The organism is Rhizobium sp. 9140 (genome assembly GCF_900067135.1).
Taxonomy (GTDB): Bacteria; Pseudomonadota; Alphaproteobacteria; order Rhizobiales; family Rhizobiaceae; genus Ferranicluibacter.
Genome location: NZ_FJUR01000001.1, coordinates 2,220,044 through 2,243,286 on the forward strand (window position 1 = coordinate 2,220,044; position 23,243 = coordinate 2,243,286).

The following is a 23,243-nucleotide window of genomic DNA, read 5'->3' on the forward strand; positions in this document are numbered from 1 at the left end:
GGTCCGGCGCGCTTCAAGCCAGGACTGGACGAAATGCAGGAAGTATTGCTTGTCATCTATCTCATGGTCGTGCTGGCGCTGATCGGCGTCGTCCTGATCCAGCGCTCGGAAGGCGGCGGTCTCGGCGTCGGCGGCGGTTCGGGCTTCATGTCTGCCCGTGGCACGGCCAATGCGCTGACGCGCACGACGGCAATCCTGGCAACGCTCTTCTTCGTCCTTGCTCTGGCCATGAGCATCTACGCTCGTTATCAGCCGAACGCGACCGACGTCCTCGACCGTATTCCCGGAACGACCAACAATGGCAACGGTGTCCTTGATTCGCTCGGCGGTGGCCAGACGACGCCTTCGGCACCGGCAGCCCCTGCACCGGTCGTCCCGAGCAATGGCGTTCCGACCGGCGGCGATGCACCCGCCAGCACGGCACCCGCCAGCACGACGCCTGCAGCCCCGGCACCGGCGGCTACAGCCCCGGCAACGCCGGCGCCCACGACGACTGCACCTGCTGCAACGACGCCCTCCGCTCCGTCCAGCACGACGGCGCCGGCGGCTCCTGCCGCACCGGCACCGGCTGCACCCGCAGCGACACCTGCCACGCCGCCTGCGGCAACGGGTACGGGCGCACCGACCGCGCAGTAAGCCGAGCGCAGCCAAATCCGACCGGCGGAACCTGTTTCCGCCGGTTTTCTTTTGTGCGTCATCGATGCCAGCGCCTCGAAATCTGGGGAGTGCGGCATTTTTCGATGGCGGAATCGATCTCGAAAAGGTATCCGGTCAAGCCCATGGCGCGATATGTATTCATCACCGGCGGCGTGGTTTCGTCCCTTGGAAAAGGGATTGCCGCAGCCGCTCTCGGCGCGTTGCTGCAGGCCCGTGGTTATCGGGTGCGGCTTCGCAAACTCGACCCCTATCTGAACGTCGATCCGGGTACCATGAGCCCGACGCAGCACGGCGAGGTGTTCGTCACCGACGACGGCGCTGAGACCGACCTCGATCTTGGCCATTACGAGCGCTTCACCGGCCGCTCGGCCACCAAGACCGACAACATCACCACCGGTCGTATCTACAAGAACATCATCGACAAGGAACGCCGCGGCGACTACCTCGGCGCGACCGTGCAGGTGATCCCGCACGTGACGAACGAGATCAAGAATTTCGTCACCGAGGGCAATGAGGAATACGACTTCGTCATCTGCGAGATCGGCGGCACGGTCGGCGACATCGAGGCCATGCCGTTCATGGAGGCGATCCGCCAGCTGAAGAACGACCTGCCGCGCGGCGCCGCTATCTACGTCCACCTGACGCTGATGCCCTATATTTCAGCAGCCGGCGAGCTAAAGACCAAGCCGACGCAGCATTCCGTCAAGGAATTGCAGGCGCTGGGCATCCATCCGGACATCCTGCTCGTGCGCGCCGACCGCGAGATTCCCGAAGCCGAGCGCCGCAAGCTCTCGCTGTTCTGCAACGTCCGTCCGTCCGCCGTCATCCAGGCGCTCGACGTGGCCAGCATCTACGACGTGCCGATCGCCTATCACAAAGAAGGCCTCGATTCGGAAGTGCTCGCCGCCTTCGGCATCGAGCCCGCGCCGAAGCCGCGCCTCGATAGCTGGGAAGATGTCTACGACCGGATTCGCACGCCGGAGGGCGAGGTTACGATTGCTATCGTCGGTAAATATACCGGTCTCAAGGATGCCTATAAATCGCTGATCGAAGCCCTCTACCACGGCGGCATCGCCAACCGGGTGAAGGTCAAGCTCGAATGGATCGAGTCGGAGGTCTTCGAGAAGGAAGATCCGGCGCCCTACCTCGAAAAGGTCAACGGCATTCTCGTGCCCGGCGGTTTCGGCGAGCGCGGTTCTGAAGGCAAGATCCTGGCAGCCCGTTTCGCCCGCGAACGTAAGGTGCCGTATTTCGGCATCTGCTTCGGCATGCAGATGGCCGTCGTCGAAGCGGCGCGGAACCTTGCCGGTATCGAGACGGCCTCTTCGACGGAGTTCGGTCCCACGGCCGAGCCTGTGGTCGGCCTGATGACGGAGTGGATCAAGGGCAACGAGCTTCAGAAGCGCACGGCCTCCGGCGACCTCGGCGGCACCATGCGCCTCGGGGCCTACAAGGCTTCGCTGAAGAAGGGCACGAAGATCGCGGATATCTACGGCTCCGCCGATATCTCCGAGCGTCATCGCCACCGCTACGAAGTGAACATCGACTACAAAGACCGGCTTGAAAACTGCGGTCTCGTCTTCTCAGGCATGTCGCCGGATGGCGTGCTGCCGGAAACGATCGAATATGCGGATCACCCTTGGTTCATCGGTGTCCAGTACCATCCGGAACTGAAGTCCCGTCCGCTCGATCCCCATCCGCTCTTCGCAAGCTTCATCGAAGCGGCGGTGGAGCAGACGCGGCTGGTATGAACATTGATGCGTCGGCCTGTCGTTTTTCCGGCAGGCCGACGATCATTGCGCACGATGGCGAGATATCTTAGCTTGGGTTCATTCAGGGCTTAAGGAGAGGTGTGCTTATGGGCTCTATGACGGTCAATCTTCCAGACGACATCGTCGCACTGGTCGAAGCAAAGGTCGCATCCGGAGAGTACCTGAACGAGAGCGACGTCGTCCGAGACGGTCTGCTAACGCTTGCCGCAGAGGATGAAGCGCTCGATTGCTGGCTGAGAGATGACGTTGTTCCGACCGCTCATGAGGTGAAGGCCAATCCCGAAAAGTCCGTATCTCTCGAAGAAGCCTTCGATGGCTTCCGTCGGCATGTACATGAAACGGCAGCCCGCCTAAAAGTATGACGTATCGCGTTCGCTTCAGTGACGATGCGCGACGCGATCTTGAAGACCTTCTTGACCATATCTTGATAGCAGCCGGTGAGCGCATCGCCTTTGCATATATTGATCGCCTTGAGCGGTTTTGTTTTGGTTTCGAAACGTTTCCGAAGCGTGGCACCGCTCGGCGCCGATACGGCATTTACCTCAGAACGGTCGGTTTTGAAAAAAGCGCAACGGTGGCTTTTTCCGTATTGGGTGAAGACGTCATGATTTTGCGGATCCTATACAGAGGTCGCAGTTTTGCTTCCCAGCAAGACGATGACCAGCCGGATAGCTGACTGCTGGCGTCCTATCCGATTAGATCAAAACCTTCTTTTAACATTTACCTGTCATTCATCTCTTTCGAACCTTGGATCGAGAGCGATGCGTGTATTGATTTTCGTCGCCCTGATGGCGCTTGCCGGTTGTGCAACGGCGCCCAAGAACACCCGGAACGCCTGCGCGATCTTCGAGCAGCGCGACGGATTGTTCAACAATTGGCAACGAGCCGCACGGCACGCCGAGAAGCAGTATGGCGTACCCGTGCCCATCCTGATGGCAACGATCCAGACCGAGTCAAATTTTCGCCCGCATGCCAAGCCGCCGCGCACGAAGCTCCTGGGCTTTATCCCGTGGAAGCGGGTCTCCAGCGCATATGGCTATTCGCAGGCGCTCGATGGCACATGGAACGAGTACCGCGCCTCGACGGGACGCTGGATGGCCAAGCGCTCCAACTTCTCCGATGCCATCCACTTCGTGGGTTGGTATCACGCCCGCAATCACCGCAAGAACGGCATCGGCCTGAACGATGCCTACAATCTCTACCTCGCCTATTATTCGGGTGACGCAGGATATGCACGCGGCTCCTGGCGCGGCAATGCCGGCCTGCAGGCAACGGCGCGACGTTCGGCAGCGCTTGCCTCCTCCTATGCCAGCCAGTTGCGAAACTGCAATTAGGCTCGAAGCATCAGGTCAGTCCTGCCGCACCAACTCCAGCCTTGAATTGTCGGCCCGAAGATGCCAAGCACCGGTGAACGTTGGGTTCCTGCCGGCGTGACGAGGAGAAGCGGACGATGAGAGACGACCGACCGGCAATCGCAGGCCATGTCCGCCGCCGTCTCGATCATCTCGTCCTTCCAGTCGGTGCGCTTGCCACCGCACGCGAGCGCTTGTCCGGTCTTGGTTTCACCGTCGCCGGAGACGCGCTGCACCCGTTCGGTACCGAGAATGCCTGCGTCTTCCTAGCCGACAAGACCTATCTGGAACCGCTTGCCATTGCGCAGCGGGAAGACTGCGAAGCCGCGGCCATTCAGGGCAATGCCTTCGTCGCGCGAGACCTCGCCTATCGCTTTCGCCGTGGCCAGGATGGTTTCTCCGCGCTCGTCTTTTCCACAGACGATGCTGTCGCTGATCATGCCCGGTTTCAGGACCATGGTCTGTCCGGCGGCGACATGCTCGAATTCGCCCGGCCGATGAAACGGCCGGACGGAGAGGAGGCGATCGGAAAGTTTCGTCTGGCCTTTGCGAGCGACCTGCGCGCGCCGGATCTGTTCTGCTTCACCTGCCAGCGCGTCCTGCCACTGCCGTCCGACCGCACGGCGCTCGAAACGCACGCAAATGGCGTGACCGGCATCCGGCAGGTGATCCTGTCGGAGCCTAACCCGACCGACTTCCAGTATTTTCTTCAACAGGTCGTCGATGAACGCGAAACGGAGGCGCATTCGTTCGGCATGGACATTCAGGCCGCCAATGCCCACATCTCCGTTCTGAACGAGGCGGGAATGCGCGGTTTCCTCGGTGTCGATGCGCCTCTGGAGGAGCGGGGGCTGCAAGCCCGCGCCATCGTCTTCACCGTCGGCGATGTCGCTGCCGCCGAAACCCTGCTGGCCGGCAACCGCATCGACCATGTCAAACGGGACGGCCGCCTGATCGTGCCTCCGGCACCCGGACAGGGCGCCATCTTCGTATTTGGAGAATGACCATGAAAACCAATGAATCCGTCATCGTCGGCGAGGGCGCTCGCGCAGTGACCTTTTCGCAAGGCTCGAAGCTGTCGCTTATCGCCGGCCCCTGCCAGATGGAGAGCCGCGACCACGCCTTCATGATCGCCGGCCGCATGGTCGAACTCTGCGACAAGCTCGGCCTCGGCCTCGTTTACAAGTCGTCCTTCGACAAGGCCAACCGGACGTCGCTGTCCGGCAAGCGCGGAATCGGGCTCGAAAAGGCAATGGAGATCTTCGCCGATCTGAAGGCGGAATACGGCTTTCCCGTTCTCACCGACATCCATACCGAAGAGCATTGCGCGCTCGTCGCGCCGACGGTCGATATTCTCCAGATCCCGGCCTTTCTCTGCCGCCAGACGGACCTGCTGGTTGCCGCCGCAAAGACTGGTCGCACGATCAACGTGAAGAAGGGCCAGTTCCTTGCGCCTTGGGACATGAAGAACGTGCTCTCGAAATTCACCGAGAGCGGAAATCCGAACGTTCTTCTCTGCGAACGCGGCGCCTCCTTCGGCTATAATACGCTCGTTTCCGACATGCGCTCGCTGCCGATCATGGCAGGGCTCGGTGCGCCCGTGGTATTCGATGCGACGCATTCCGTGCAGCAGCCGGGCGGGCAGGGTACATCCTCAGGCGGTCAGCGCGAGTTTGTGGAGACACTGGCGCGGGCTGCCGTTGCGGTCGGCGTCGCCGGTGTCTTCATCGAAACCCATGAGGATCCCGACAATGCGCCATCGGATGGGCCGAACATGGTCAATATCGACGCCATGCCGCGTCTTCTCGAAACGCTGCTCGCCTTCGATTCTATCGCGAAGCGCTAAACAGCCGATCGACGCTGCCATTGTAATTTCATAGCCGTCGATTAAGACAGGCCATCCGCCCAAAACCCAAGGACAGGGAAGAGACCATGACAACCATCATCGACATCATCGGCCGAGAAATTCTGGACAGCCGCGGCAATCCGACGGTCGAAGTCGACGTGCATCTCGAAGACGGAAGCTTCGGCCGTGCTGCCGTTCCCTCCGGCGCGTCCACGGGTGCGCATGAGGCGGTGGAACTTCGCGATGGCGGTTCGCGCTACCTCGGCAAGGGCGTCGAGCGCGCCGTCGAATTCGTCAACGGCGAAATCTATGAAGCCATAGGTGGACTTGATGCCGAGAACCAGATCCAGATCGATCAGGTCATGATCGAGCTCGACGGCACCGAGAACAAGTCGCGCCTCGGTGCCAACGCCATTCTCGGTGTTTCCCTCGCCGTTGCCAAGGCTGCTGCCGAGTCGGCCGGCCTGCCGCTCTACCGCTATATCGGCGGCCCGAACGCGCATTACCTGCCGGTACCGATGATGAACATCATCAACGGCGGCGCGCATGCCGACAATCCGATCGACTTCCAGGAGTTCATGATCGTTCCCGTCGGCGCAGACTCGATCCGCGACGCCGTGCGCATGGGCTCGGAAGTTTTCCATACGCTGAAGAAGCAGCTCTCGGCCGACGGCCATAACACGAATGTCGGCGATGAAGGCGGCTTTGCCCCCGGTCTCGCATCGGCACCGGCAGCGCTCGACTTCATTATGAGCTCGATCGAAAAGGCCGGCTACAAGCCCGGCGAAGACATGTACATCGCGCTCGATTGCGCCTCGACCGAGTTCTTCAAGGACGGCAAGTACCACCTCGAAGGCGAAGGCCGCGTGCTTGAGCCGGAAGCCATGGCCGACTACCTCGCGGAACTCGCTGCCAAGTACCCAATCTTCTCGATCGAGGACGGCATGGGCGAAGACGACTGGAACGGCTGGAAATACCTGACCGACAAGATCGGCTCCAACGTCCAGCTCGTGGGCGACGATCTCTTCGTCACCAACTCAAAGCGCCTCCGCGATGGCATCAAAATGGGTGTCGCCAACTCGATCCTCGTCAAGGTCAACCAGATCGGCTCGCTGTCCGAAACGCTCGACGCCGTGGAAACCGCGCACAAGGCCCGCTACTCCGCCGTCATGTCGCATCGCTCCGGCGAAACGGAAGACTCGACAATCTCGGACCTTGCCGTTGCTACCAACTGCGGCCAGATCAAGACCGGCTCGCTGGCCCGTTCCGACCGGACCGCGAAGTACAACCAGCTGATCCGCATCGAAGAACAGCTCGGCCCCCAGGCGCAGTATATGGGTCGCTCCATCCTGCGCGGCTGATCCTTCACACGCCGTTCTTTTGCAAGCCCGGGCTTCCGCAAGGATGCCCGGGCTTTTTCCGTTTCGGCCGGGGAACGTTCCAATGTTCGTTATGGTCAACGCTCGATTAACACATGCCTGTTAGCTTGATGGCCAGTAGCGTAGCAGGGCGTCAGCGTATGTGGACCAAGCATCATCGGAAGCGGAAACTCGGGCGGTTTGCCATGCCGCTCATCACAGTCGCCTTCCTTTCCTATTTCTCTTACCATTCGATTCACGGCGACTTCGGGCTGCGGGCAACGGAGGTCTTCGACCGTCAGCGCGTGGAGCGACAGGCGACATTGAAAGAGCTGACGGAGAAGCGTCAAATCCTTGAAAAGGAAGTTGCTTTGCTCAGCGACGGCTCGATGGAGCGGGATATGCTGGACGAAAAAGCGCGTTTCGGGCTGAATATGTCCCGCGCTGACGAGATCGTCATCTTCCACTGAGGTTGCGTGTTAACCGAAAAGACGTTAATCAGGATTTGTACAGTTTTTTCAGCTGCTTGTGCCGAATATAAGCCATGCAAATATAGCATTGCTGTTGTCACAGTCTTTCCCTATGGTAGCCGCAAAACGCAAACCAAAGGGAGGATCGCATGGCTCCGCGTCAGAACGCGTCCGTATCCAGCCGCGGCAAGTCAGCCGGCAAGTCCGCAGGCAAGGATTTCGCCAACGGCACGATCGTAGAATTCGACCGCGAACAGGACCTGAAGGCCTATCGCGAAATGCTCCTCATCCGCCGTTTCGAGGAAAAGGCCGGCCAGCTTTACGGCATGGGCTTCATCGGCGGCTTCTGTCATCTCTATATCGGCCAGGAAGCTGTCGTCGTCGGCATGCAGATGGCGCTGAAGCAGGGTGATCAGGTCATCACCGGTTACCGCGATCACGGCCACATGCTCGCAACGGGCATGAGCGCGCGCGGCGTGATGGCCGAGCTTACGGGGCGCCAGGGCGGCTACTCCAGGGGCAAGGGCGGCTCCATGCACATGTTCTCGAAGGAAAAGAACTTCTACGGCGGCCACGGCATCGTCGGCGCGCAGGTGTCGCTCGGCACCGGTCTGGCCTTCGCCAACAGCTATCGCGGCAATGATAACGTCTCGCTCGCCTATTTCGGCGACGGCGCAGCCAACCAGGGCCAGGTTTACGAGAGCTTCAACATGGCGGCCCTCTGGAAGCTGCCCTGCATCTACATCATCGAGAACAACCGTTACGCCATGGGCACTTCGGTCGCCCGCGCATCCGCCGGCGTCGATTTCTCTCAGCGCGGCGCCGCCATCGGTATTCCCGGCTATCAGGTCGACGGCATGGACGTTCGTGCGGTCCTGGCGGCCGGTGAGGAAGCCGTTGCCCATTGCCGCGAAGGCAAGGGTCCGGTCATTCTCGAAATGCAGACGTACCGCTACCGCGGCCACTCCATGTCCGACCCGGCGAAGTATCGCTCCAAGGACGAAGTTCAGAAGATGCGGTCCGAGCACGACCCGATCGAGCAGGTGAAGGCTCGCCTGCTGGAGAAGGGCTGGGCCACCGAGGACGAGCTGAAGGCGATCGATAAAGACGTCCGCGACATCGTGGCCGACAGTGCCGATTTCGCCCAGAACGATCCGGAGCCGGATGTAACCGAGCTCTACACCGATATTCTTCTGTGATCCGGGACGAGGGATTGATCCATGCCTATTGAAATTCTGATGCCCGCCCTTTCCCCGACCATGGAAGAAGGCACGCTCTCCAAATGGTTGAAGAAGGAAGGCGATACCGTCGCTTCCGGCGACGTGATCGCTGAAATCGAAACTGACAAGGCGACCATGGAAGTGGAAGCCGTCGATGAAGGCACGATCGGCAAGATCCTGATCGAAGCCGGCACTGAAAACGTCAAGGTCAACACGGCCATTGCCGTCCTGTTGCAGGAAGGCGAAAGCGCTGATTCGGCTGCGGACGCCAAGCCTGCTGCGCCGAAGGCCGATGCCGACACGCCGACCGCAACCGGAAACGATGCCGGCGGCAAGGCTCGCGAATCGAGCGACGAGCCGACGTCGAAAGCCGACAGCAAGGTTCCGGCAGCACCGAAGGTCGATGTCGCCGCGGACCCGGACGTCCCGGCCGGCACGGAAATGGTCTCCACGACGGTGCGCGAAGCGCTGCGCGACGCCATGGCCGAGGAAATGCGCCGCGACGGCGACGTCTTCATCATGGGTGAAGAGGTTGCCGAATATCAGGGCGCCTACAAGATCACGCAGGGGCTTCTTCAGGAATTCGGCGCGCGTCGCGTGGTCGATACCCCGATCACCGAGCACGGCTTTGCCGGCGTCGGCGTCGGTGCGGCCATGGCCGGCCTCAAGCCGATCGTCGAGTTCATGACGTTCAACTTCGCCATGCAGGCGATCGACCAGATCATCAACTCGGCCGCCAAGACGCTGTACATGTCGGGCGGCCAGATGGGTGCCCCGATCGTCTTCCGCGGCCCGAACGGTGCCGCTGCTCGCGTCGGCGCTCAGCACAGCCAGGATTACGCAGCCTGGTACAGCCACATCCCGGGCCTCAAGGTCATCGCGCCGTACTCCGCTGCCGATGCCAAGGGTCTTCTGAAGGCCGCGATCCGCGATCCGAACCCGATCATCTTCCTCGAAAACGAGATCCTCTATGGTCAGTCCTTCGACGTGCCGAAGATGGATGATTTCGTTCTGCCGATCGGCAAGGCGCGCATCCACAAGACCGGCAAGGACGTCACCATCGTGTCGTTCGGCATCGGCATGACCTACTCGCTGAAGGCGATTGCCGAACTTGAGAAGGACGGCATCGATGTCGAACTGATCGACCTGCGCACGATCCGCCCGATGGATCTGCCGACGATCATCGAATCGGTCAAGAAGACCGGCCGTCTAGTCACCGTAGAGGAAGGCTATCCGCAGTCCTCCGTCGGCACCGAGATCGCGACCCGCGTCATGCAGCAGGCGTTCGATTATCTCGACGCGCCGATCCTGACGATCGCCGGCAAGGACGTTCCGATGCCTTATGCGGCGAACCTCGAAAAGCTGGCTCTGCCGAATGTCGGTGAAGTCATCGAGGCGGTGAAGACCGTCTGCTACAAGTAAGGGAAGCGGGATCATGCCGATCAACATCACCATGCCCGCGCTGTCTCCGACAATGGAGGAAGGCAACCTTGCAAAATGGCTCGTGAAAGAAGGCGACACCGTCAAGTCCGGCGACGTCATTGCTGAAATCGAGACCGACAAGGCAACGATGGAAGTCGAGGCCGTCGATGAAGGCGTCGTCGCCAAGCTCGTCGTTCCCGCCGGTACCGAAGGCGTCAAGGTCAACGCTCTGATCGCCATTCTCGCCGTTGATGGCGAAGATGTCGGCGCTGCGGCTTCGGGTGGCGGCGCCTCCGCGCCGAAGGCCGAGCCCCAGCCTGCAAAGGCCGATTCCGAGCCGGCAACGGCGCAAGCGCCTGCCGCCGGGAAGACGGCATCCGCAACGCAGGCACAGGCTCCGGCTGCTGCGAAAACGGATGGCGACAACCGCGTCTTCTCGTCTCCGCTTGCCCGACGCCTCGCCAAGGAAGCCGGCCTCGACCTCTCCGCCGTCACCGGCACGGGGCCGAAGGGCCGCGTGATCAAGAGCGACGTCGAAAAGGCGGTCGCCGGCGGCACTGGCAAGGCGGCGTCCGCGCCATCCGCAGCACCGGCAACGGCGACTGCTCCGGCCACGACCGCAGCACCGAAGGGCATGTCCGACGAGCAGGTTCTGAAGAACTTCGCCGAGGGCTCCTACGATCTCGTGCCGCATGACGGCATGCGCAAGACGATTGCCAAGCGCCTGCAAGAGTCCAAGCAGACCATTCCGCATTTCTACGTTTCCGTGGATTGCGAACTGGATGCCCTGCTGTCGCTGCGCGCGCAGCTGAACGCCGCTGCTCCTGAAAGGGACGGCAAGCCGGCCTACAAGCTGTCCGTGAACGACATGGTCATCAAGGCGCTGGCGCTCGCCCTTCGCGACGTGCCGGATGCGAACGTTTCGTGGACCGAGACCAGTATGGTCAAGCACAAGCATGCCGATGTCGGCGTGGCCGTGTCGATCCCCGGCGGTCTCATCACGCCGATCGTCCGTTCCGCCGAGTTGAAGAGCCTGTCGGCCATCTCCAACGAGATGAAGGACCTCGGCGCCCGCGCCAAGGGTCGCAAGCTGAAGCCCGAGGAATATCAGGGCGGCACCACGGCGGTCTCCAACATGGGTATGATGGGCGTCAAGAACTTCGCCGCCGTCGTCAACCCGCCGCATGCGACGATCCTTGCAATCGGTGCAGGCGAGGAGCGTGTCGTCGTGAAGAAGGGCGAGATGAAGGTTGCGACCGTCATGACCGTCACCCTTTCCACCGACCACCGCGCGGTGGACGGTGCGCTGGGCGCCGAACTGCTGGGGGCTTTCAAACGCTACATCGAGAACCCGATGGGCATGTTGGTGTAATCCATGCGTCTGGTCCTCCCTTCAGGGGGAGGACCTTCTCACCTGTTTCGTCGTGCATCCCCGTGACATTTGGCTATGGCCTCGCCATATCAGAGCATGCTGGTACAATGGATGGGTGTGAAGGAGATCGTCGATGGCGAATGAACCGGAAAGCATGATCATACCTCTGCTGCATGAGATGCGTGGGGAGATTCGCGAACAATTCGGTCAGGTGCATGAGCGTCTGGAGAATGTGGAGAAACATCTGGACAAGCTTGAGAGTGGCCAGAAAACCATTCGGCAGGCTCTGACCGCCGATACGATGATGTCGAAATTCGTGACCGGTGATTTCGAGGAGCGGATTTTCGAGCTGGAACGCAAGGTCGAGAAACTGACAAACGGCCAATAGGGAGCCGCGGCGGGCATATCTGCCGCTCAGGCTCGACAGGCCATCTGGCGGTGCAGGAATGACGGACGATGAGTAACACCAGAACAGTTCTCTGCTACGGCGACAGCCTCACTTGGGGTTACGATGCGGCAGCACCCGGGCGGCATGCGCTTGCGGATCGCTGGCCAACGGTGCTCGGCAATGCGCTGGGCGAGGGCGTTCATGTCATCGCTGAAGGTTTGAATGGTCGGACGACCGCCTACGACGATCATCTGGCGGATGCAGACCGGAATGGCGCGCGCATCCTGCCGACCGTGCTGCACAGTCATGATCCGATCGATCTCGTGATCATCCTGCTCGGCACAAACGACATGAAGCCTGTCGTACACGGCACGGCCTTCGGCGCAGTACAGGGTGTCGAGCGGCTGATCGAACTCGTCCGGCACCACGCATGGTCGTTTAAGGCCGAGGCGCCGGAGATTTTGATCGTCGCGCCTCCAGCGGCTTGCGAAACAGCAAATGCAGCGTTCGCGGCGATGTTTGCCGGCGCACGCGAACAGTCGGCCATGCTCGCCTCGCTTTATGCGGACCTCGCCGATGAAACGGGCTGCGGATTTTTCGATGCCGGATCGGTGGCGAAGACGACGCCGATAGACGGCATCCATCTCGATGCGGAAAACACAAGAGCGATCGGACGCGGCCTTGAGCCGATCGTCCGTGTGATGCTCGGCCTTTAAAGCATGGCCAGGCGAAGCCTCTTTGCTTCGCTGCGGGACAATGCGGTCGTAGAAGACATAGAACGGCAGCGCCCAAGGCGCGCCTTGAAAACAGGAAACGCAAGGCATGGCTCAGAACTACGACGTCATCATCATCGGCTCCGGTCCGGGCGGCTACATCGCGGCGATCCGCGCAGCGCAGCTGGGCTTGAAGGTGGCCGTCGTCGAGCGCGAACATCTGGCCGGCATCTGCTCCAACTGGGGTTGTATTCCTACCAAGGCTCTGTTGCGTTCGGCCGATGTGCTGCACAGCGCTCAGCATGCCAAGAACTACGGCTTGACGCTCGAAGGCACGATCTCGCCGGATATCAAGGCTATCGTCGCCCGCTCGCGCGGCATCGCCGAGCGCATGAACGGCGGCGTCGGCTTCCTGTTCAAGAAGAACAAGGTCGACATCATCTGGGGTGAGGCCAAGCTGACGAAGCCTGGTGAAATCGTCGTCGGACCGATCACGAAGCCGATCGTTCAGCCGCAGGGTCCGATCCCGAAGAACACGCTGGGCGAGGGTACCTATACCGCCAAGCATATCATCGTCGCCACCGGCGCCCGTCCGCGCGCTCTGCCCGGCATCGAGCCGGACGGCAATCTCATCTGGACCTATTTCGAGGCGATGAAGCCCGAGCGGATGCCAAAGTCGCTGCTGGTCATGGGCTCCGGCGCCATCGGTATCGAGTTTGCCTCCTTCTATCGCACCATGGGCGTCGATGTGACGGTGGTCGAGGTGCTCGGCCAGGTCATGCCGGTCGAGGATGCCGAGATCTCGGCCTTCGCCAAGAAGCAGTTCGACAAGCAGGGCATGAAGATCCTGCTCGAAGCCAAGGTCTCCAAGGTGGAGAAGGGCGCCGACAGCATCACCGCGCATGTCGAGAAGAAGGATGGCACGATCGAGAAGATCACGGCCGATCGGATGATCTCGGCCGTCGGCGTCGTCGGGAATATCGAGAACCTCGGCCTGGAAGCGCTGGGCGTGAAGACCGACCGCGGCTGTATCGTCATCGACGGCTACGGCAAGACCAACATACCCGGCCTCTACGCCATCGGCGACGTTGCCGGTCCGCCGATGCTTGCGCACAAGGCCGAGCATGAAGCGGTCATCTGCATCGAGAAGATTGCGGGCCTGCCGAATGTACACCCGATGGACAAGCTGAAGATCCCGGGCTGCACCTACTGCAACCCGCAGGTCGCCTCCGTCGGTCTGACCGAAGCTAGGGCGAAGGCGGAAGGCCGCGAGATCCGCGTCGGCCGCTTCCCCTTCGTCGCCAACGGCAAGGCGATCGCTCTCGGTGAAGACCAAGGCATGGTCAAGACCATTTTCGACAAGAAGACGGGCGAACTGATCGGCGCGCATCTGGTTGGCGCCGAAGTGACCGAACTCATTCAGGGCTTCGTCGTCGCCATGAACCTCGAAACGACCGAGGAAGACCTGATGCACACCATCTTCCCGCATCCGACCATTTCGGAAACGATGAAGGAAAGTGTGCTCGATGCCTATGGTCGCGCCCTCAACGCGTGATCGTGACTTGACGTCGGATGCGCGCAGTCGCATCTGAGGTTGGACGCATGAACGGTCCGCTTTTGGCGGACCGGCAGACAGCAGGAGCGGGCGGTGTCGCCGGCTCGAACGTCTTTGCGGGCAGGCGGGAAGCTTGTGGACGGGAAGACGAGCACGAGAAGCTGATGGCTTGTCCGGCCCCACGGACGGGCGGAAGCGGGAAGAAAGATCGGACCTATGGTCACCATTCTCGACCGGACCCAGAACGCGAATGAAGCGCCGCGCGTGCGCCATCCCGAAAAGGCCCACAAGCCCGACACGGAGATGCTGCGCAAGCCGGAATGGATTCGCGTGAAAGCCCCGACCTCCAAGGGCTATCACGAAACGCGCGATCTCGTGCGCTCGCACAAGCTGGTGACGGTCTGTGAGGAAGCGGGCTGCCCGAACATCGGCGAGTGCTGGGAGAAGAAGCACGCGACCTTCATGATCATGGGCGAGATCTGTACCCGCGCCTGTGCCTTTTGCAATGTCGCGACCGGCAAGCCGAATGCGCTCGACATGGCGGAGCCCGAGAATGTTGCACTGGCGGTGCGGCAGATGGGCCTGTCGCACGTGGTCATCACCTCAGTCGATCGCGACGACCTGCCGGATGGTGGCGCCGAGCACTTCGAGAAAGTTATCTGGGCGATCCGTGCGGCCTCACCGGAAACGACCATCGAGATCCTGACACCGGACTTCCTGAAGAAGCCCGGCGCGCTGGAGCGCGTCGTCGCGGCCAAGCCCGATGTCTTCAATCACAACATGGAAACCGTGCCGGGCAATTACCTGACCGTCCGTCCCGGCGCCCGTTACTTCCACTCCGTCCGCCTGCTTCAGCGCGTGAAAGAGCTGGACCCCACCATGTTCACCAAGTCCGGCATCATGGTCGGCCTTGGCGAAGAGCGAAACGAAGTCCTGCAATTGATGGACGACCTGCGCACGGCTGATGTCGATTTCCTGACCATCGGTCAGTACCTGCAGCCGACCCGCAAGCACCACAAAGTCGAGGCCTTCGTCACGCCCGAAGAGTTCAAGTCCTACGAGACCGTCGCCTATACCAAGGGCTTCCTCATGGTGGCCTCAAGCCCGCTGACGCGCTCCTCACACCATGCGGGCGACGATTTCGCCCGCCTGCGGGCCGCACGCGAAAAGAAGGTCCTGCTCGCCGCGGAGTAGAGGTCGCGTCGGCAGAGATGCCGTTTGGCACGAGCCTTCATTCGTCCATTTCCCTGCTGACATTGTTCGTGTAGGCTTACGCGGTAAGCGTTTGAGGCACGGAGTCAGTCAGATGGACATGTCGGTTAAGGGAAAGCCGGGGACCAGCGGAATGCGGAGTCTTGGCCAGCGCCTGGGCGGCATGGCACTGGCGCCGCTCCACACGCTTCAGATCGTCACCGGTCGCAAGGACTTCAAGAACGACGTCCTCGGCAGCGAACGCCTGAACCGCAAAGGCTTGCATGTCTGGCGGGTGAAGGCTGCAGCGCGGGTCACGGAGTGGCGGCGTAAGCGGCTGGCCCACCTCGTGACGCCAATGGAGCGGGATTTCTTCGCGGAGAATGGCTACATCGAGCGCCGCAATCTACTGGATGACAGCCAGTTCCGGACCCTGGTGGCTGAGGTCGAGGCTTTGCAGGCACCAGCGCGCGAGATGCGGGAAGGCGGCGCGATAACACGGCGCATTCCCCTGACGCCCGATGTTCTCGAGCACGCGCCCACCCTTGCTGCCTTCCTCAAAGACGAGCGCTGGACCGGTCCTATCCGCTATGTCGGCGGTTTCGACGTCGAACCCGTTCTCAGCATCCAGACGATCTTCGGCGAACCCTCCGTCTCCAAGGGCGGCAAGGATCCGCAGACCGATCTTCACATGGACACGTTTCACTCGACAGCCAAGGCCTGGTACTTCCTCTACGATGTGCCGGAGGACGAGGGTCCTTTCACCTATGTCGCCGGCTCGCATAAGCTGACGCCGCGTCGTCTCGCCTGGCACAAGCGGCAGAGCGTGCTGGCAGCGGAGCGTCGGGGAGGTGGGGCTTTTCGTATTCCCCTCGCTGCCCTGAAGTGGCTCCGCCTGCCGCAGCCGACGCGGTTTGCGGTGCCTGCCAATACGCTGGTGGTGGGCGATACCTTCGGCTTTCACGCACGCGGCCATTCTGCACGCCGTTCCATTCGGGTCGAACTCTATGCCTCGCAGCGACCCAATCCCTTTTTGCCCTTCATCGGCCTCGACAGCGCGAAGCTTCCCTATGTCAGCGGTCGCAAAGAGGTCATCTCCTGGTATTTCGAGGACTGGCTGGTTAAACTAAAACTTCAGCGGCTGATCTGGCGCCCTGTCGGTGCCGTCAAGGCCCGGGAGAGACCGCCCGGCAGTTGACACCCGTCACGTTGCGAGAGGCGAGGCCGGGAGACAGGGCCGGAGACAGGAAATGCCGCATGACCTCAAGACCGTTGCGGAAGCCGCAGCGGCCGTCTCCCGTGCAAACCGCATCTGCGTCATCGGCTGTTCGGGAGGTGGCAAGACGACGCTTGCGCGCTCGCTCGGCCAGCGGCTCGATCTGCCTCATATCTCGATGGACAGGGTTTTCTTCTGGCTTCCGGGCTGGAAGAAACGTGACAGGGTCGAGGAACGCGCCCTCATACAGAAGGCTGTCACGGCCGAGCGCTGGATCATGGACGGCACGGGATCGTCGAGCTTCGACCTGCGCATGCCGCGCACCGAGGTCGTGCTCTGGCTGCGCCTTCCGCGCTGGCTCTGCCTGCTGAGCGTCTTTCGCCGCGTTCTCAAGAGCTTCGGCCGCGTTCGCCCCGATCTGGCGCCGGGTTGCCGCGAGCAGTGGCCCGACCGCGAATTTCTTGCCTATATCTGGAACTTCGAGAGCCGTGTCGCTCCGCACATCGAGCGCGAGATAGCGCTGCATGGGCAGCACGTGGCGATTTTCACGCTGAAAAGGCGCAGCGACGTCGCGCGCCTCCTTGATCTTGCGTCCGCCGCCGACTAACTGCGTCTCATGCCGAAGTTCGAAACCAGACGCTTGGTGAAGCACTCTCCCGACCAGATGTTCGACCTTGTTGCCGACGTCGAGTCCTACCCGCAATTTCTGCCGCTCTGCGAGGCGCTCACCGTGCGGACGCGCAAGGAGCGTGATGGCAAGGAGCTGCTTCTGGCCGACATGACGGTCGGTTACAAGGCGATCCGCGAGACCTTCACGACGCAGGTGCTTCTGAACCAGGCGGAGCATCGAATCGAGGTCAAGTATATCGACGGCCCCTTCCGCTACCTCGACAATCGATGGACGTTCGAGCCAGCGCCGGACGGCGGCTGCTCTGTCCATTTCTATATCGATTACGAGTTCAAGAACCGTATTCTCGGCGCGCTGATGGGCTCGATGTTCGACCGGGCGTTTCGGCTCTTTGCCGAAGCCTTCGAGAAGCGCGCGGACGCGGTCTATGCCGGCGCGACGGCCTGATCCACGAGTTCCCGAAGCATTTCCAGCGCCGTTCTGACGGTGGCTAGACGCACCTCGTCGCGGCCGATCTCGCCATATTGCATGGCGCGGTGCAGGATGACGCCGCGGCGCGTGGCAGTGACGATGTGCACAAGGCCGACCGGCTTTTCCGCAGAGCCGCCGCCCGGCCCGGCAACGCCGGTCACAGCCACGGCTGCTTCCGCTTTCGACTGCATCAAGACGCCGCGGACCATCTCAAGCGCCGTTTCCCGCGAGACGGCCCCGAACTGATCGAGGGTGGCCGGGCTGACGCCGAGCATGTCTATCTTGGCCGCGTTCGAATAGGTGACGAAGCCGCGATCGACCACACGGGACGAGCCGGGAATTTCCGTGAGCGCGCCTGCGATCATTCCGCCGGTGCAGGACTCGGCGGTAGCAACCAGCCATCCTTTCGCAACGAAGCTTTCGAGCAGGTTTTCGGCCGACTGGTAGATGTCGTCGGGCCAGAGGCTCATCGAAAGCCTCCCGGGAAGCTGACGGTAGCGGTCGCGATCGCCGCGATCCCCTCACGCCGGCCGATAAAGCCGATCTTCTCGTTCGTGGTCGCCTTGACCGAACAGCGGTCGAGCGAGATTCCGAGCATGTCGGAAAGTGCCTGCCGCATGGCTTCGCGATGCGGACCGATCTTCGGTGCTTCGGCGATGAGGGAGATATCTGCATTCATGACGACGCCGCCATGTTCCCGCACGATGCCTACTGCGTGTTCGACAAAGATCCGAGACGCCGCGCCCTTCCACCTGTTGTCGGAGGGCGGGAAGTGATCGCCGATATCGCCGGCACCGCAGGTGGCGAGCAGTGCATCCGTCAGTGCATGCAGCGCGACGTCGGCGTCCGAATGGCCGAGCAGTGATTGGTCGTGGGGCAGGAAGATGCCGCAGAGTGTGACGCCATCGCCGGGCACCAGCTGGTGCACATCGTAGCCGTTGCCGGTCCGCACATCGATCGTGCGTCCGCTCAGTTTCTCGTCCGCCATTGCAAGGTCCTGTCGGGTCGTCAGTTTCACATTGTCCGCCGAACCCTCGACCAGGGCAACCGGCAGCCCGGCCCATTCGGCGATCGAGGCGTCATCGGTAAAGTCTGAGCGTCTGGACGTGGCCGCCGCTTCATGGGCTTTCAGAATATAGGGAAGCGCGAAGCATTGCGGGGTCTGCGCGGCATATAGCCGGTCGCGCGACACGGTTTCCAGCACGTCGCCGGACGCATAGGCGCGCTTCAGCGTATCGGTCACCGGCATGGCCGGAAGAACGGCATTGAAGCCGGCGGCGAGTTTGTCGAGACAGCGGTCGAGAAGGTCGGGCTCGATGAAGGGCCGCACCCCATCCTGAATGAGGGCATAGGCGGCACCCGTATCGGCGAGCGCTTTCAGGCCGACAAGGACCGAAGCCTGCCGCGTCGCGCCGCCATGGACGATGGTGATGTCGGGACGACGATGACAGGCAGCAAGCGCGGAATCGAGGAGCGCAGCGTCATCAGGATGGATCACGATGACAAGGGCACTGGCCTTGCCCCAGTTCGCGAAGGCGTCGATGGTCCAGGCGATAACAGGGCGCCCGCCGATGCGGCGATATTGCTTCGGCCCCTCTGCAGAGGCACCCGCCCGCTCGCCGCGTCCGGCCGCAACGATGACGACACCGCATGAAAGTTCGCGTTCTCTTTGCATCTGCTGTAAGACGCCTCCCTGCCTGCCCTGAATTGCCGCTCGGCGAGAGGGTGCCGCGCGGTCCGTGTGAGCGCGTTTAACCCGCGCCGATGGGCTTTGCCAGCGAAGCCGGCAGGCGAATGAGGAAATTTACGGATGTCGCGTGAAAGCGCTTGGCAATAGCGATATCTATGTCTAAAAATAGTGCAGAAAATTCATGTGCCTGAAAGATAATCACTTGCATCTTCCGACATTGTCATCGCCCTTCGCGATCGAAGGGATGTCGTTTCGAAACCGCGTCGTGCTCGCGCCCATGTCGGGCGTGACCGATCTGCCGTTCCGGCAACTGGCATGGCGCTACGGCGCAGGCCTCGTCGTGACCGAGATGGTAGCAAGCCGGGAGCTCGCTTGCAATGCGGGCGAGAGCTGGGCGCGGCTGAAAAATGCAGGCATCACACCGCATATGGTGCAACTGGCCGGGCGGGAAGCACACTGGATGGCGGAGGCCGCGAAGATCGCGGCCGGAAACGGCGCCGACGTCATCGACATCAATATGGGATGTCCCGCAAAGAAGGTCACCGGAGGCTACTCCGGTTCGGCACTGATGCGCGATCCCGACCATGCTCTGTCGCTGATCGAGGCGACGGTCCGCGCCGTCGATATTCCCGTGACGCTGAAGATGCGGCTCGGCTGGGACGAGACGACGATGAACGCGCCGGAGATCGCGCGACGTGCGGAAGCGGCCGGCATCCGCATGGTGACGATCCACGGGCGTACGCGTATGCAGTTCTACAAGGGCCGCGCGGATTGGGACGCGATCCGCGCCGTGCGCGATGCGGTGTCCCTGCCGCTGGTTGCCAATGGCGATGTCGCGACGCTGGACGATGCGAACGAAATTCTGAAGCGCTCGGGCGCCGACGCGGTTATGACCGGACGGGCCTGCCAGGGGCGGCCGTGGCATGCAGGCGTTCTCGCCGGTGCCTGCGCCGCGCCGGAAGGGCAGGCGCGTCTTGATGTTATTTCTGAACATTACGAGATGATGCTCGCCTTCTACGGCATGGAGACGGGTGTTCGGCATGCGCGAAAACATCTTGGCTGGTATATCGACCGGTTCGCGCCCGATGCCCCCGGGCATCGCAAGGCGTCCGTGTTGACGGCGACGGATCACAAGGCGGCGCTATCGCGTCTTCTCGAACTTCTTCGGGATGGCGAGACAGCGGTTGAAAGGACGATGGCGGCATGAGCGGCAAAATAACCGACGACACAAAGAGCGTGTTGCCGATGGCGGTGCTGAACGCGATCCAGAACCCGGTGGTCCTCGTCAACGAGGCCGGGCTGGTAACTTTCGCGAATTGGGAAGCCGAAGCTTTCTTCGGTGCCAGCGCCAACTATCTGGCCCGTCACGATATCAGCACCTTCATTCCCTTCGGCAGTCCACTGCTGACGCTGATCGATCAGGTTCGGGAGCGGAAGGCCGCGGTTAACGAGTACCGGGTCGACCTGTCGTCGCCGCGACTGGGGGCCGACAAGCTTGTCGACCTCTACGTCGCGCCAGTGCTGTCTGAACCCGGCTGCGTCGTCATCGTCTTCCAGGAACGCTCGATGGCCGACAAGATCGACCGGCAGTTGACGCACCGCGCCGCCGCCCGATCGGTCACCGGGCTTGCTTCCATGCTGGCGCATGAGATCAAGAACCCGCTCTCCGGTATTCGCGGCGCCGCCCAGTTGCTGGAAAGCTCCGTCAATGACGAGGACCGGGCGCTGACGCGGCTGATCTGCGACGAGACCGACCGCATCGTCTCGCTGGTCGATCGCATGGAAGTGTTCTCCGACGAGCGCCCCGTGGACCGCCATCCCGTCAACATCCATTCGATCCTCGACCATGTGAAGGCCGTGGCGCGGGCGGGTTTCGCGCGCCGCATCCGCATCACCGAGAATTACGACCCCTCACTGCCGCCGGTCTATGCCAATCGCGACCAGCTGGTGCAGGTGTTCCTCAATCTCGTGAAGAACGCCGCAGAGTCGATCGGCGACAAGCCGGATGGCGAGATCATGCTGACCACCGCCTATCGCCCCGGCATCCGCCTGTCGGTCGCCGGTACACGGGAGAAGATCTCGCTGCCGCTCGAATTCTGCGTGCATGACAACGGTCCGGGCGTGCCGTCCGACCTCGTGCCGCACCTGTTCGACCCCTTCATCACCACCAAGACCAACGGCTCGGGCCTTGGCCTTGCGCTCGTGGCAAAGATCATCGGCGGTCACGGCGGTATCGTCGAATGTGACAGCCAGACCAACCGTACGACATTCCGCGTCCTCATGCCTGCGTCGAAGGGACCGACCGCCGAGGACCCCGAACCCATTGCTGTAAAAGGGAAGACCCGATGACTGGCGCCACGATTCTCGTTGCCGACGACGACGCAGCCATCCGTACCGTGCTGAACCAGGCGCTCAGCCGCGCCGGCTATGACGTCCGTATCACCTCCAATGCCGCGACCCTCTGGCGCTGGATTTCGGCGGGCGATGGCGATCTGGTGCTGACCGATGTCGTCATGCCGGATGAAAACGCGTTCGACCTGCTGCCGCGCATCAAAAAGGCCAGGCCGGAGTTGCCGGTGCTCGTCATGAGCGCGCAGAACACCTTCATGACCGCCATCAAGGCGTCGGAAAAGGGCGCTTACGACTACCTGCCGAAGCCCTTCGACCTGACGGAACTCGTCGCCATCATCGGCCGCGCGCTGGCGGAACCCAAGCGCAAGCCGGCGAAGATGGATGACGACACGCAGGACGGCATGCCGCTGGTCGGCCGCTCTGCCGCCATGCAGGAAATCTACCGCGTGCTCGCCCGTCTCATGCAGACGGACCTGACGCTGATGATCACCGGCGAATCGGGTACCGGCAAGGAGCTGGTGGCGCGGGCGCTGCACGACTACGGCAAACGCCGCAACGGCCCCTTCGTCGCGATCAACATGGCCGCCATTCCGCGCGACCTGATCGAGTCGGAACTCTTCGGCCACGAGAAGGGCGCCTTCACCGGCGCGCAAAACCGGTCTACCGGCCGCTTCGAGCAGGCCGAGGGCGGGACGCTGTTCCTTGATGAAATCGGCGACATGCCGATGGACGCTCAGACCCGGCTTTTGCGCGTTCTGCAGCAGGGCGAATATACGACGGTTGGCGGGCGCACGCCGATCCGCTCGGACGTCCGTATCGTCGCGGCGACAAACAAGGACCTGAAACAGTCGATCAACCAAGGGCTCTTCCGCGAGGATCTCTACTACCGCCTCAATGTCGTGCCGCTGCGCCTGCCGCCGCTGCGCGACCGGGCGGAGGATATTCCCGATCTCGTTCGCCACTTCGTGCAGATGGCGGAGAAGGAAGGCCTCGACGTCAAGCGCTTCGAACAGGAAGCGCTGGAACTGATGAAGTCCCATCCCTGGCCGGGCAATGTCCGCGAGCTGGAGAACGTCGTCCGACGCCTGACGGCGCTCTATCCGCAGGAGGTCATCAGCCGCGAGATCATCGAGAGTGAACTTCGCTCCGACATCCCCGACAGCCCGATTGAAAAGGCAAGCGGGCGATCCGGGCCGATGTCGATCTCGCAGGCGGTCGAGGAGAACATGCGCCAGTATTTCGCAGGCTTCGGCGATGGTCTGCCGCCTTCCGGCCTCTACGATCGGGTGCTGGCGGAAATGGAGTATCCGCTGATCCTCGCTGCCCTCACGGCGACACGGGGAAACCAGATAAAGGCTGCCGATCTCCTTGGGCTCAACCGCAATACGCTGCGCAAGAAGATCCGGGAACTGGGCGTCTCCGTCTATCGCAGCTCGCGGAACGCTTGACACCCTTTACCGACCGTTGCATTTACGCCACATTGTGTTGCTTGGATGACACATGAGCCGACTCGTCCGAAAGACAGGGTTTGGCCTCATGGTCATCGGGCGAAGTCCGGGGTCGCTGAGAT

25 protein-coding genes are annotated in these 23,243 nt (G+C 61.9%); 22 read left to right on the plus strand and 3 right to left on the minus strand.

The genetic code is table 11. From position 1 onward, the window contains the following. Positions 1-33: 33 nt before the first annotated feature. The 19 genes from secG (at position 34) to GA0004734_RS10560 (ending at position 17,607) form a co-directional block, all read left to right on the plus strand. Positions 34-636 (plus strand): preprotein translocase subunit SecG, encoded by a 603-nt coding sequence (gene secG, locus GA0004734_RS10470; protein ID WP_092933502.1) that lies wholly within the window; start codon positions 34-36, stop codon positions 634-636. Between the two features lie 143 nt (positions 637-779). Then, positions 780-2,408 carry a CTP synthase gene (locus tag GA0004734_RS10475; protein ID WP_175386310.1) on the plus strand — a complete coding sequence of 543 codons (1,629 nt, stop codon included), beginning with the start codon at positions 780-782 and terminating at the stop codon, positions 2,406-2,408. A 107-nt stretch (positions 2,409-2,515) separates the two neighbouring features. After that, entirely contained in the window at positions 2,516-2,791 is a 276-nt protein-coding gene (locus GA0004734_RS10480) for a ribbon-helix-helix domain-containing protein (RefSeq protein ID WP_092933506.1), read from the plus strand. Further along, complete coding sequence (locus tag GA0004734_RS10485) at positions 2,788-3,105, plus strand: type II toxin-antitoxin system RelE/ParE family toxin (protein WP_092933508.1); 318 nt, start codon at positions 2,788-2,790, stop codon at positions 3,103-3,105. The genes GA0004734_RS10480 and GA0004734_RS10485 overlap by 4 nt, the downstream gene beginning before the upstream one ends. Before the next feature lie 85 nt (positions 3,106-3,190). Beyond that, positions 3,191-3,763 (plus strand): transglycosylase SLT domain-containing protein, encoded by a 573-nt coding sequence (locus tag GA0004734_RS10490; RefSeq protein WP_092933510.1) that lies wholly within the window; start codon positions 3,191-3,193, stop codon positions 3,761-3,763. A gap of 116 nt (positions 3,764-3,879) precedes the next feature. Continuing rightward, positions 3,880-4,785 carry a VOC family protein gene (locus tag GA0004734_RS10495; protein WP_092933512.1) on the plus strand — a complete coding sequence of 302 codons (906 nt, stop codon included), beginning with the start codon at positions 3,880-3,882 and terminating at the stop codon, positions 4,783-4,785. A 2-nt stretch (positions 4,786-4,787) separates the two neighbouring features. Further along, positions 4,788-5,627 (plus strand): 3-deoxy-8-phosphooctulonate synthase, encoded by an 840-nt coding sequence (gene kdsA / locus GA0004734_RS10500; RefSeq protein WP_092933514.1) that lies wholly within the window; start codon positions 4,788-4,790, stop codon positions 5,625-5,627. An 86-nt stretch (positions 5,628-5,713) separates the two neighbouring features. Next, the gene (gene eno / locus GA0004734_RS10505; protein ID WP_092933516.1) at positions 5,714-6,988 is read left to right on the plus strand and encodes a phosphopyruvate hydratase; all 1,275 of its coding nucleotides are present in this window, start codon (positions 5,714-5,716) and stop codon (positions 6,986-6,988) included. 158 nt (positions 6,989-7,146) lie between these two features. Continuing rightward, complete coding sequence (locus GA0004734_RS10510) at positions 7,147-7,455, plus strand: FtsB family cell division protein (protein ID WP_092933518.1); 309 nt, start codon at positions 7,147-7,149, stop codon at positions 7,453-7,455. A 149-nt stretch (positions 7,456-7,604) separates the two neighbouring features. Then, positions 7,605-8,654: a pyruvate dehydrogenase (acetyl-transferring) E1 component subunit alpha gene (pdhA, locus tag GA0004734_RS10515; RefSeq protein WP_092933520.1), complete on the plus strand. Its 1,050-nt coding sequence runs from the start codon at positions 7,605-7,607 to the stop codon at positions 8,652-8,654. Between the two features lie 21 nt (positions 8,655-8,675). Next, positions 8,676-10,097, plus strand: coding sequence for a pyruvate dehydrogenase complex E1 component subunit beta (locus GA0004734_RS10520; protein WP_092933522.1), 1,422 nt, complete (start codon positions 8,676-8,678; stop codon positions 10,095-10,097). A 13-nt stretch (positions 10,098-10,110) separates the two neighbouring features. Next, positions 10,111-11,469, plus strand: coding sequence for a pyruvate dehydrogenase complex dihydrolipoamide acetyltransferase (locus GA0004734_RS10525; RefSeq protein ID WP_092933524.1), 1,359 nt, complete (start codon positions 10,111-10,113; stop codon positions 11,467-11,469). A 133-nt stretch (positions 11,470-11,602) separates the two neighbouring features. Next, positions 11,603-11,857, plus strand: a complete 255-nt coding sequence (locus GA0004734_RS10530; protein ID WP_092933526.1) for a hypothetical protein — start codon at positions 11,603-11,605, stop codon at positions 11,855-11,857. A 68-nt stretch (positions 11,858-11,925) separates the two neighbouring features. Beyond that, positions 11,926-12,573 carry an SGNH/GDSL hydrolase family protein gene (locus GA0004734_RS10535; RefSeq protein WP_092933528.1) on the plus strand — a complete coding sequence of 216 codons (648 nt, stop codon included), beginning with the start codon at positions 11,926-11,928 and terminating at the stop codon, positions 12,571-12,573. Positions 12,574-12,679: 106 nt separating this feature from the next. Continuing rightward, complete coding sequence (lpdA, locus tag GA0004734_RS10540; protein WP_092933530.1) at positions 12,680-14,125, plus strand: dihydrolipoyl dehydrogenase; 1,446 nt, start codon at positions 12,680-12,682, stop codon at positions 14,123-14,125. A 216-nt stretch (positions 14,126-14,341) separates the two neighbouring features. Beyond that, positions 14,342-15,319 carry a lipoyl synthase gene (gene lipA, locus GA0004734_RS10545; RefSeq protein ID WP_092933532.1) on the plus strand — a complete coding sequence of 326 codons (978 nt, stop codon included), beginning with the start codon at positions 14,342-14,344 and terminating at the stop codon, positions 15,317-15,319. Between the two features lie 151 nt (positions 15,320-15,470). Beyond that, the gene (locus GA0004734_RS10550; RefSeq protein WP_245292391.1) at positions 15,471-16,514 is read left to right on the plus strand and encodes a phytanoyl-CoA dioxygenase family protein; all 1,044 of its coding nucleotides are present in this window, start codon (positions 15,471-15,473) and stop codon (positions 16,512-16,514) included. 52 nt (positions 16,515-16,566) lie between these two features. Continuing rightward, positions 16,567-17,139 carry an AAA family ATPase gene (locus tag GA0004734_RS10555; protein WP_092933535.1) on the plus strand — a complete coding sequence of 191 codons (573 nt, stop codon included), beginning with the start codon at positions 16,567-16,569 and terminating at the stop codon, positions 17,137-17,139. A 9-nt stretch (positions 17,140-17,148) separates the two neighbouring features. Next, entirely contained in the window at positions 17,149-17,607 is a 459-nt protein-coding gene (locus tag GA0004734_RS10560; RefSeq protein WP_092933537.1) for a type II toxin-antitoxin system RatA family toxin, read from the plus strand. Here GA0004734_RS10560 and GA0004734_RS10565 read toward each other — a convergent pair. The 3 genes from GA0004734_RS10565 to GA0004734_RS25950 all read right to left on the minus strand — a co-directional run bounded on the left by GA0004734_RS10565 (position 17,586) and on the right by GA0004734_RS25950 (position 19,523). Further along, positions 17,586-18,101, minus strand: a complete 516-nt coding sequence (locus GA0004734_RS10565) for a CinA family protein (protein ID WP_092933539.1) — start codon at positions 18,099-18,101, stop codon at positions 17,586-17,588. The genes GA0004734_RS10560 and GA0004734_RS10565 overlap by 22 nt on opposite strands. Beyond that, a complete protein-coding gene (locus GA0004734_RS10570) occupies positions 18,098-19,306 on the minus strand; it encodes a bifunctional 2-C-methyl-D-erythritol 4-phosphate cytidylyltransferase/2-C-methyl-D-erythritol 2,4-cyclodiphosphate synthase (protein ID WP_092933541.1) in 1,209 nt (402 codons plus the stop codon). Before GA0004734_RS10570 ends, GA0004734_RS10565 begins: the two co-directional genes overlap by 4 nt. 76 nt (positions 19,307-19,382) lie before the next feature. Then, on the minus strand, positions 19,383-19,523 hold the full coding sequence (locus GA0004734_RS25950) for a hypothetical protein (RefSeq protein WP_165910534.1): 141 nt from the start codon (positions 19,521-19,523) through the stop codon (positions 19,383-19,385). Here GA0004734_RS25950 and dusB point away from each other — a divergent pair. Genes dusB through ntrC form a run of 3 tightly spaced genes read left to right on the plus strand, consistent with a single transcriptional unit; the run spans position 19,503 to position 23,121 of the window. Further along, positions 19,503-20,528, plus strand: a complete 1,026-nt coding sequence (dusB, locus tag GA0004734_RS10575; protein WP_092933543.1) for a tRNA dihydrouridine synthase DusB — start codon at positions 19,503-19,505, stop codon at positions 20,526-20,528. The genes GA0004734_RS25950 and dusB overlap by 21 nt on opposite strands. Beyond that, positions 20,525-21,670, plus strand: coding sequence for a two-component system sensor histidine kinase NtrB (locus tag GA0004734_RS10580; protein WP_092933545.1), 1,146 nt, complete (start codon positions 20,525-20,527; stop codon positions 21,668-21,670). Before dusB ends, GA0004734_RS10580 begins: the two co-directional genes overlap by 4 nt. Continuing rightward, positions 21,667-23,121 (plus strand): nitrogen regulation protein NR(I), encoded by a 1,455-nt coding sequence (gene ntrC, locus GA0004734_RS10585; protein ID WP_092933547.1) that lies wholly within the window; start codon positions 21,667-21,669, stop codon positions 23,119-23,121. Before GA0004734_RS10580 ends, ntrC begins: the two co-directional genes overlap by 4 nt. The last annotated feature ends 122 nt before the right edge of the window (positions 23,122-23,243 follow it).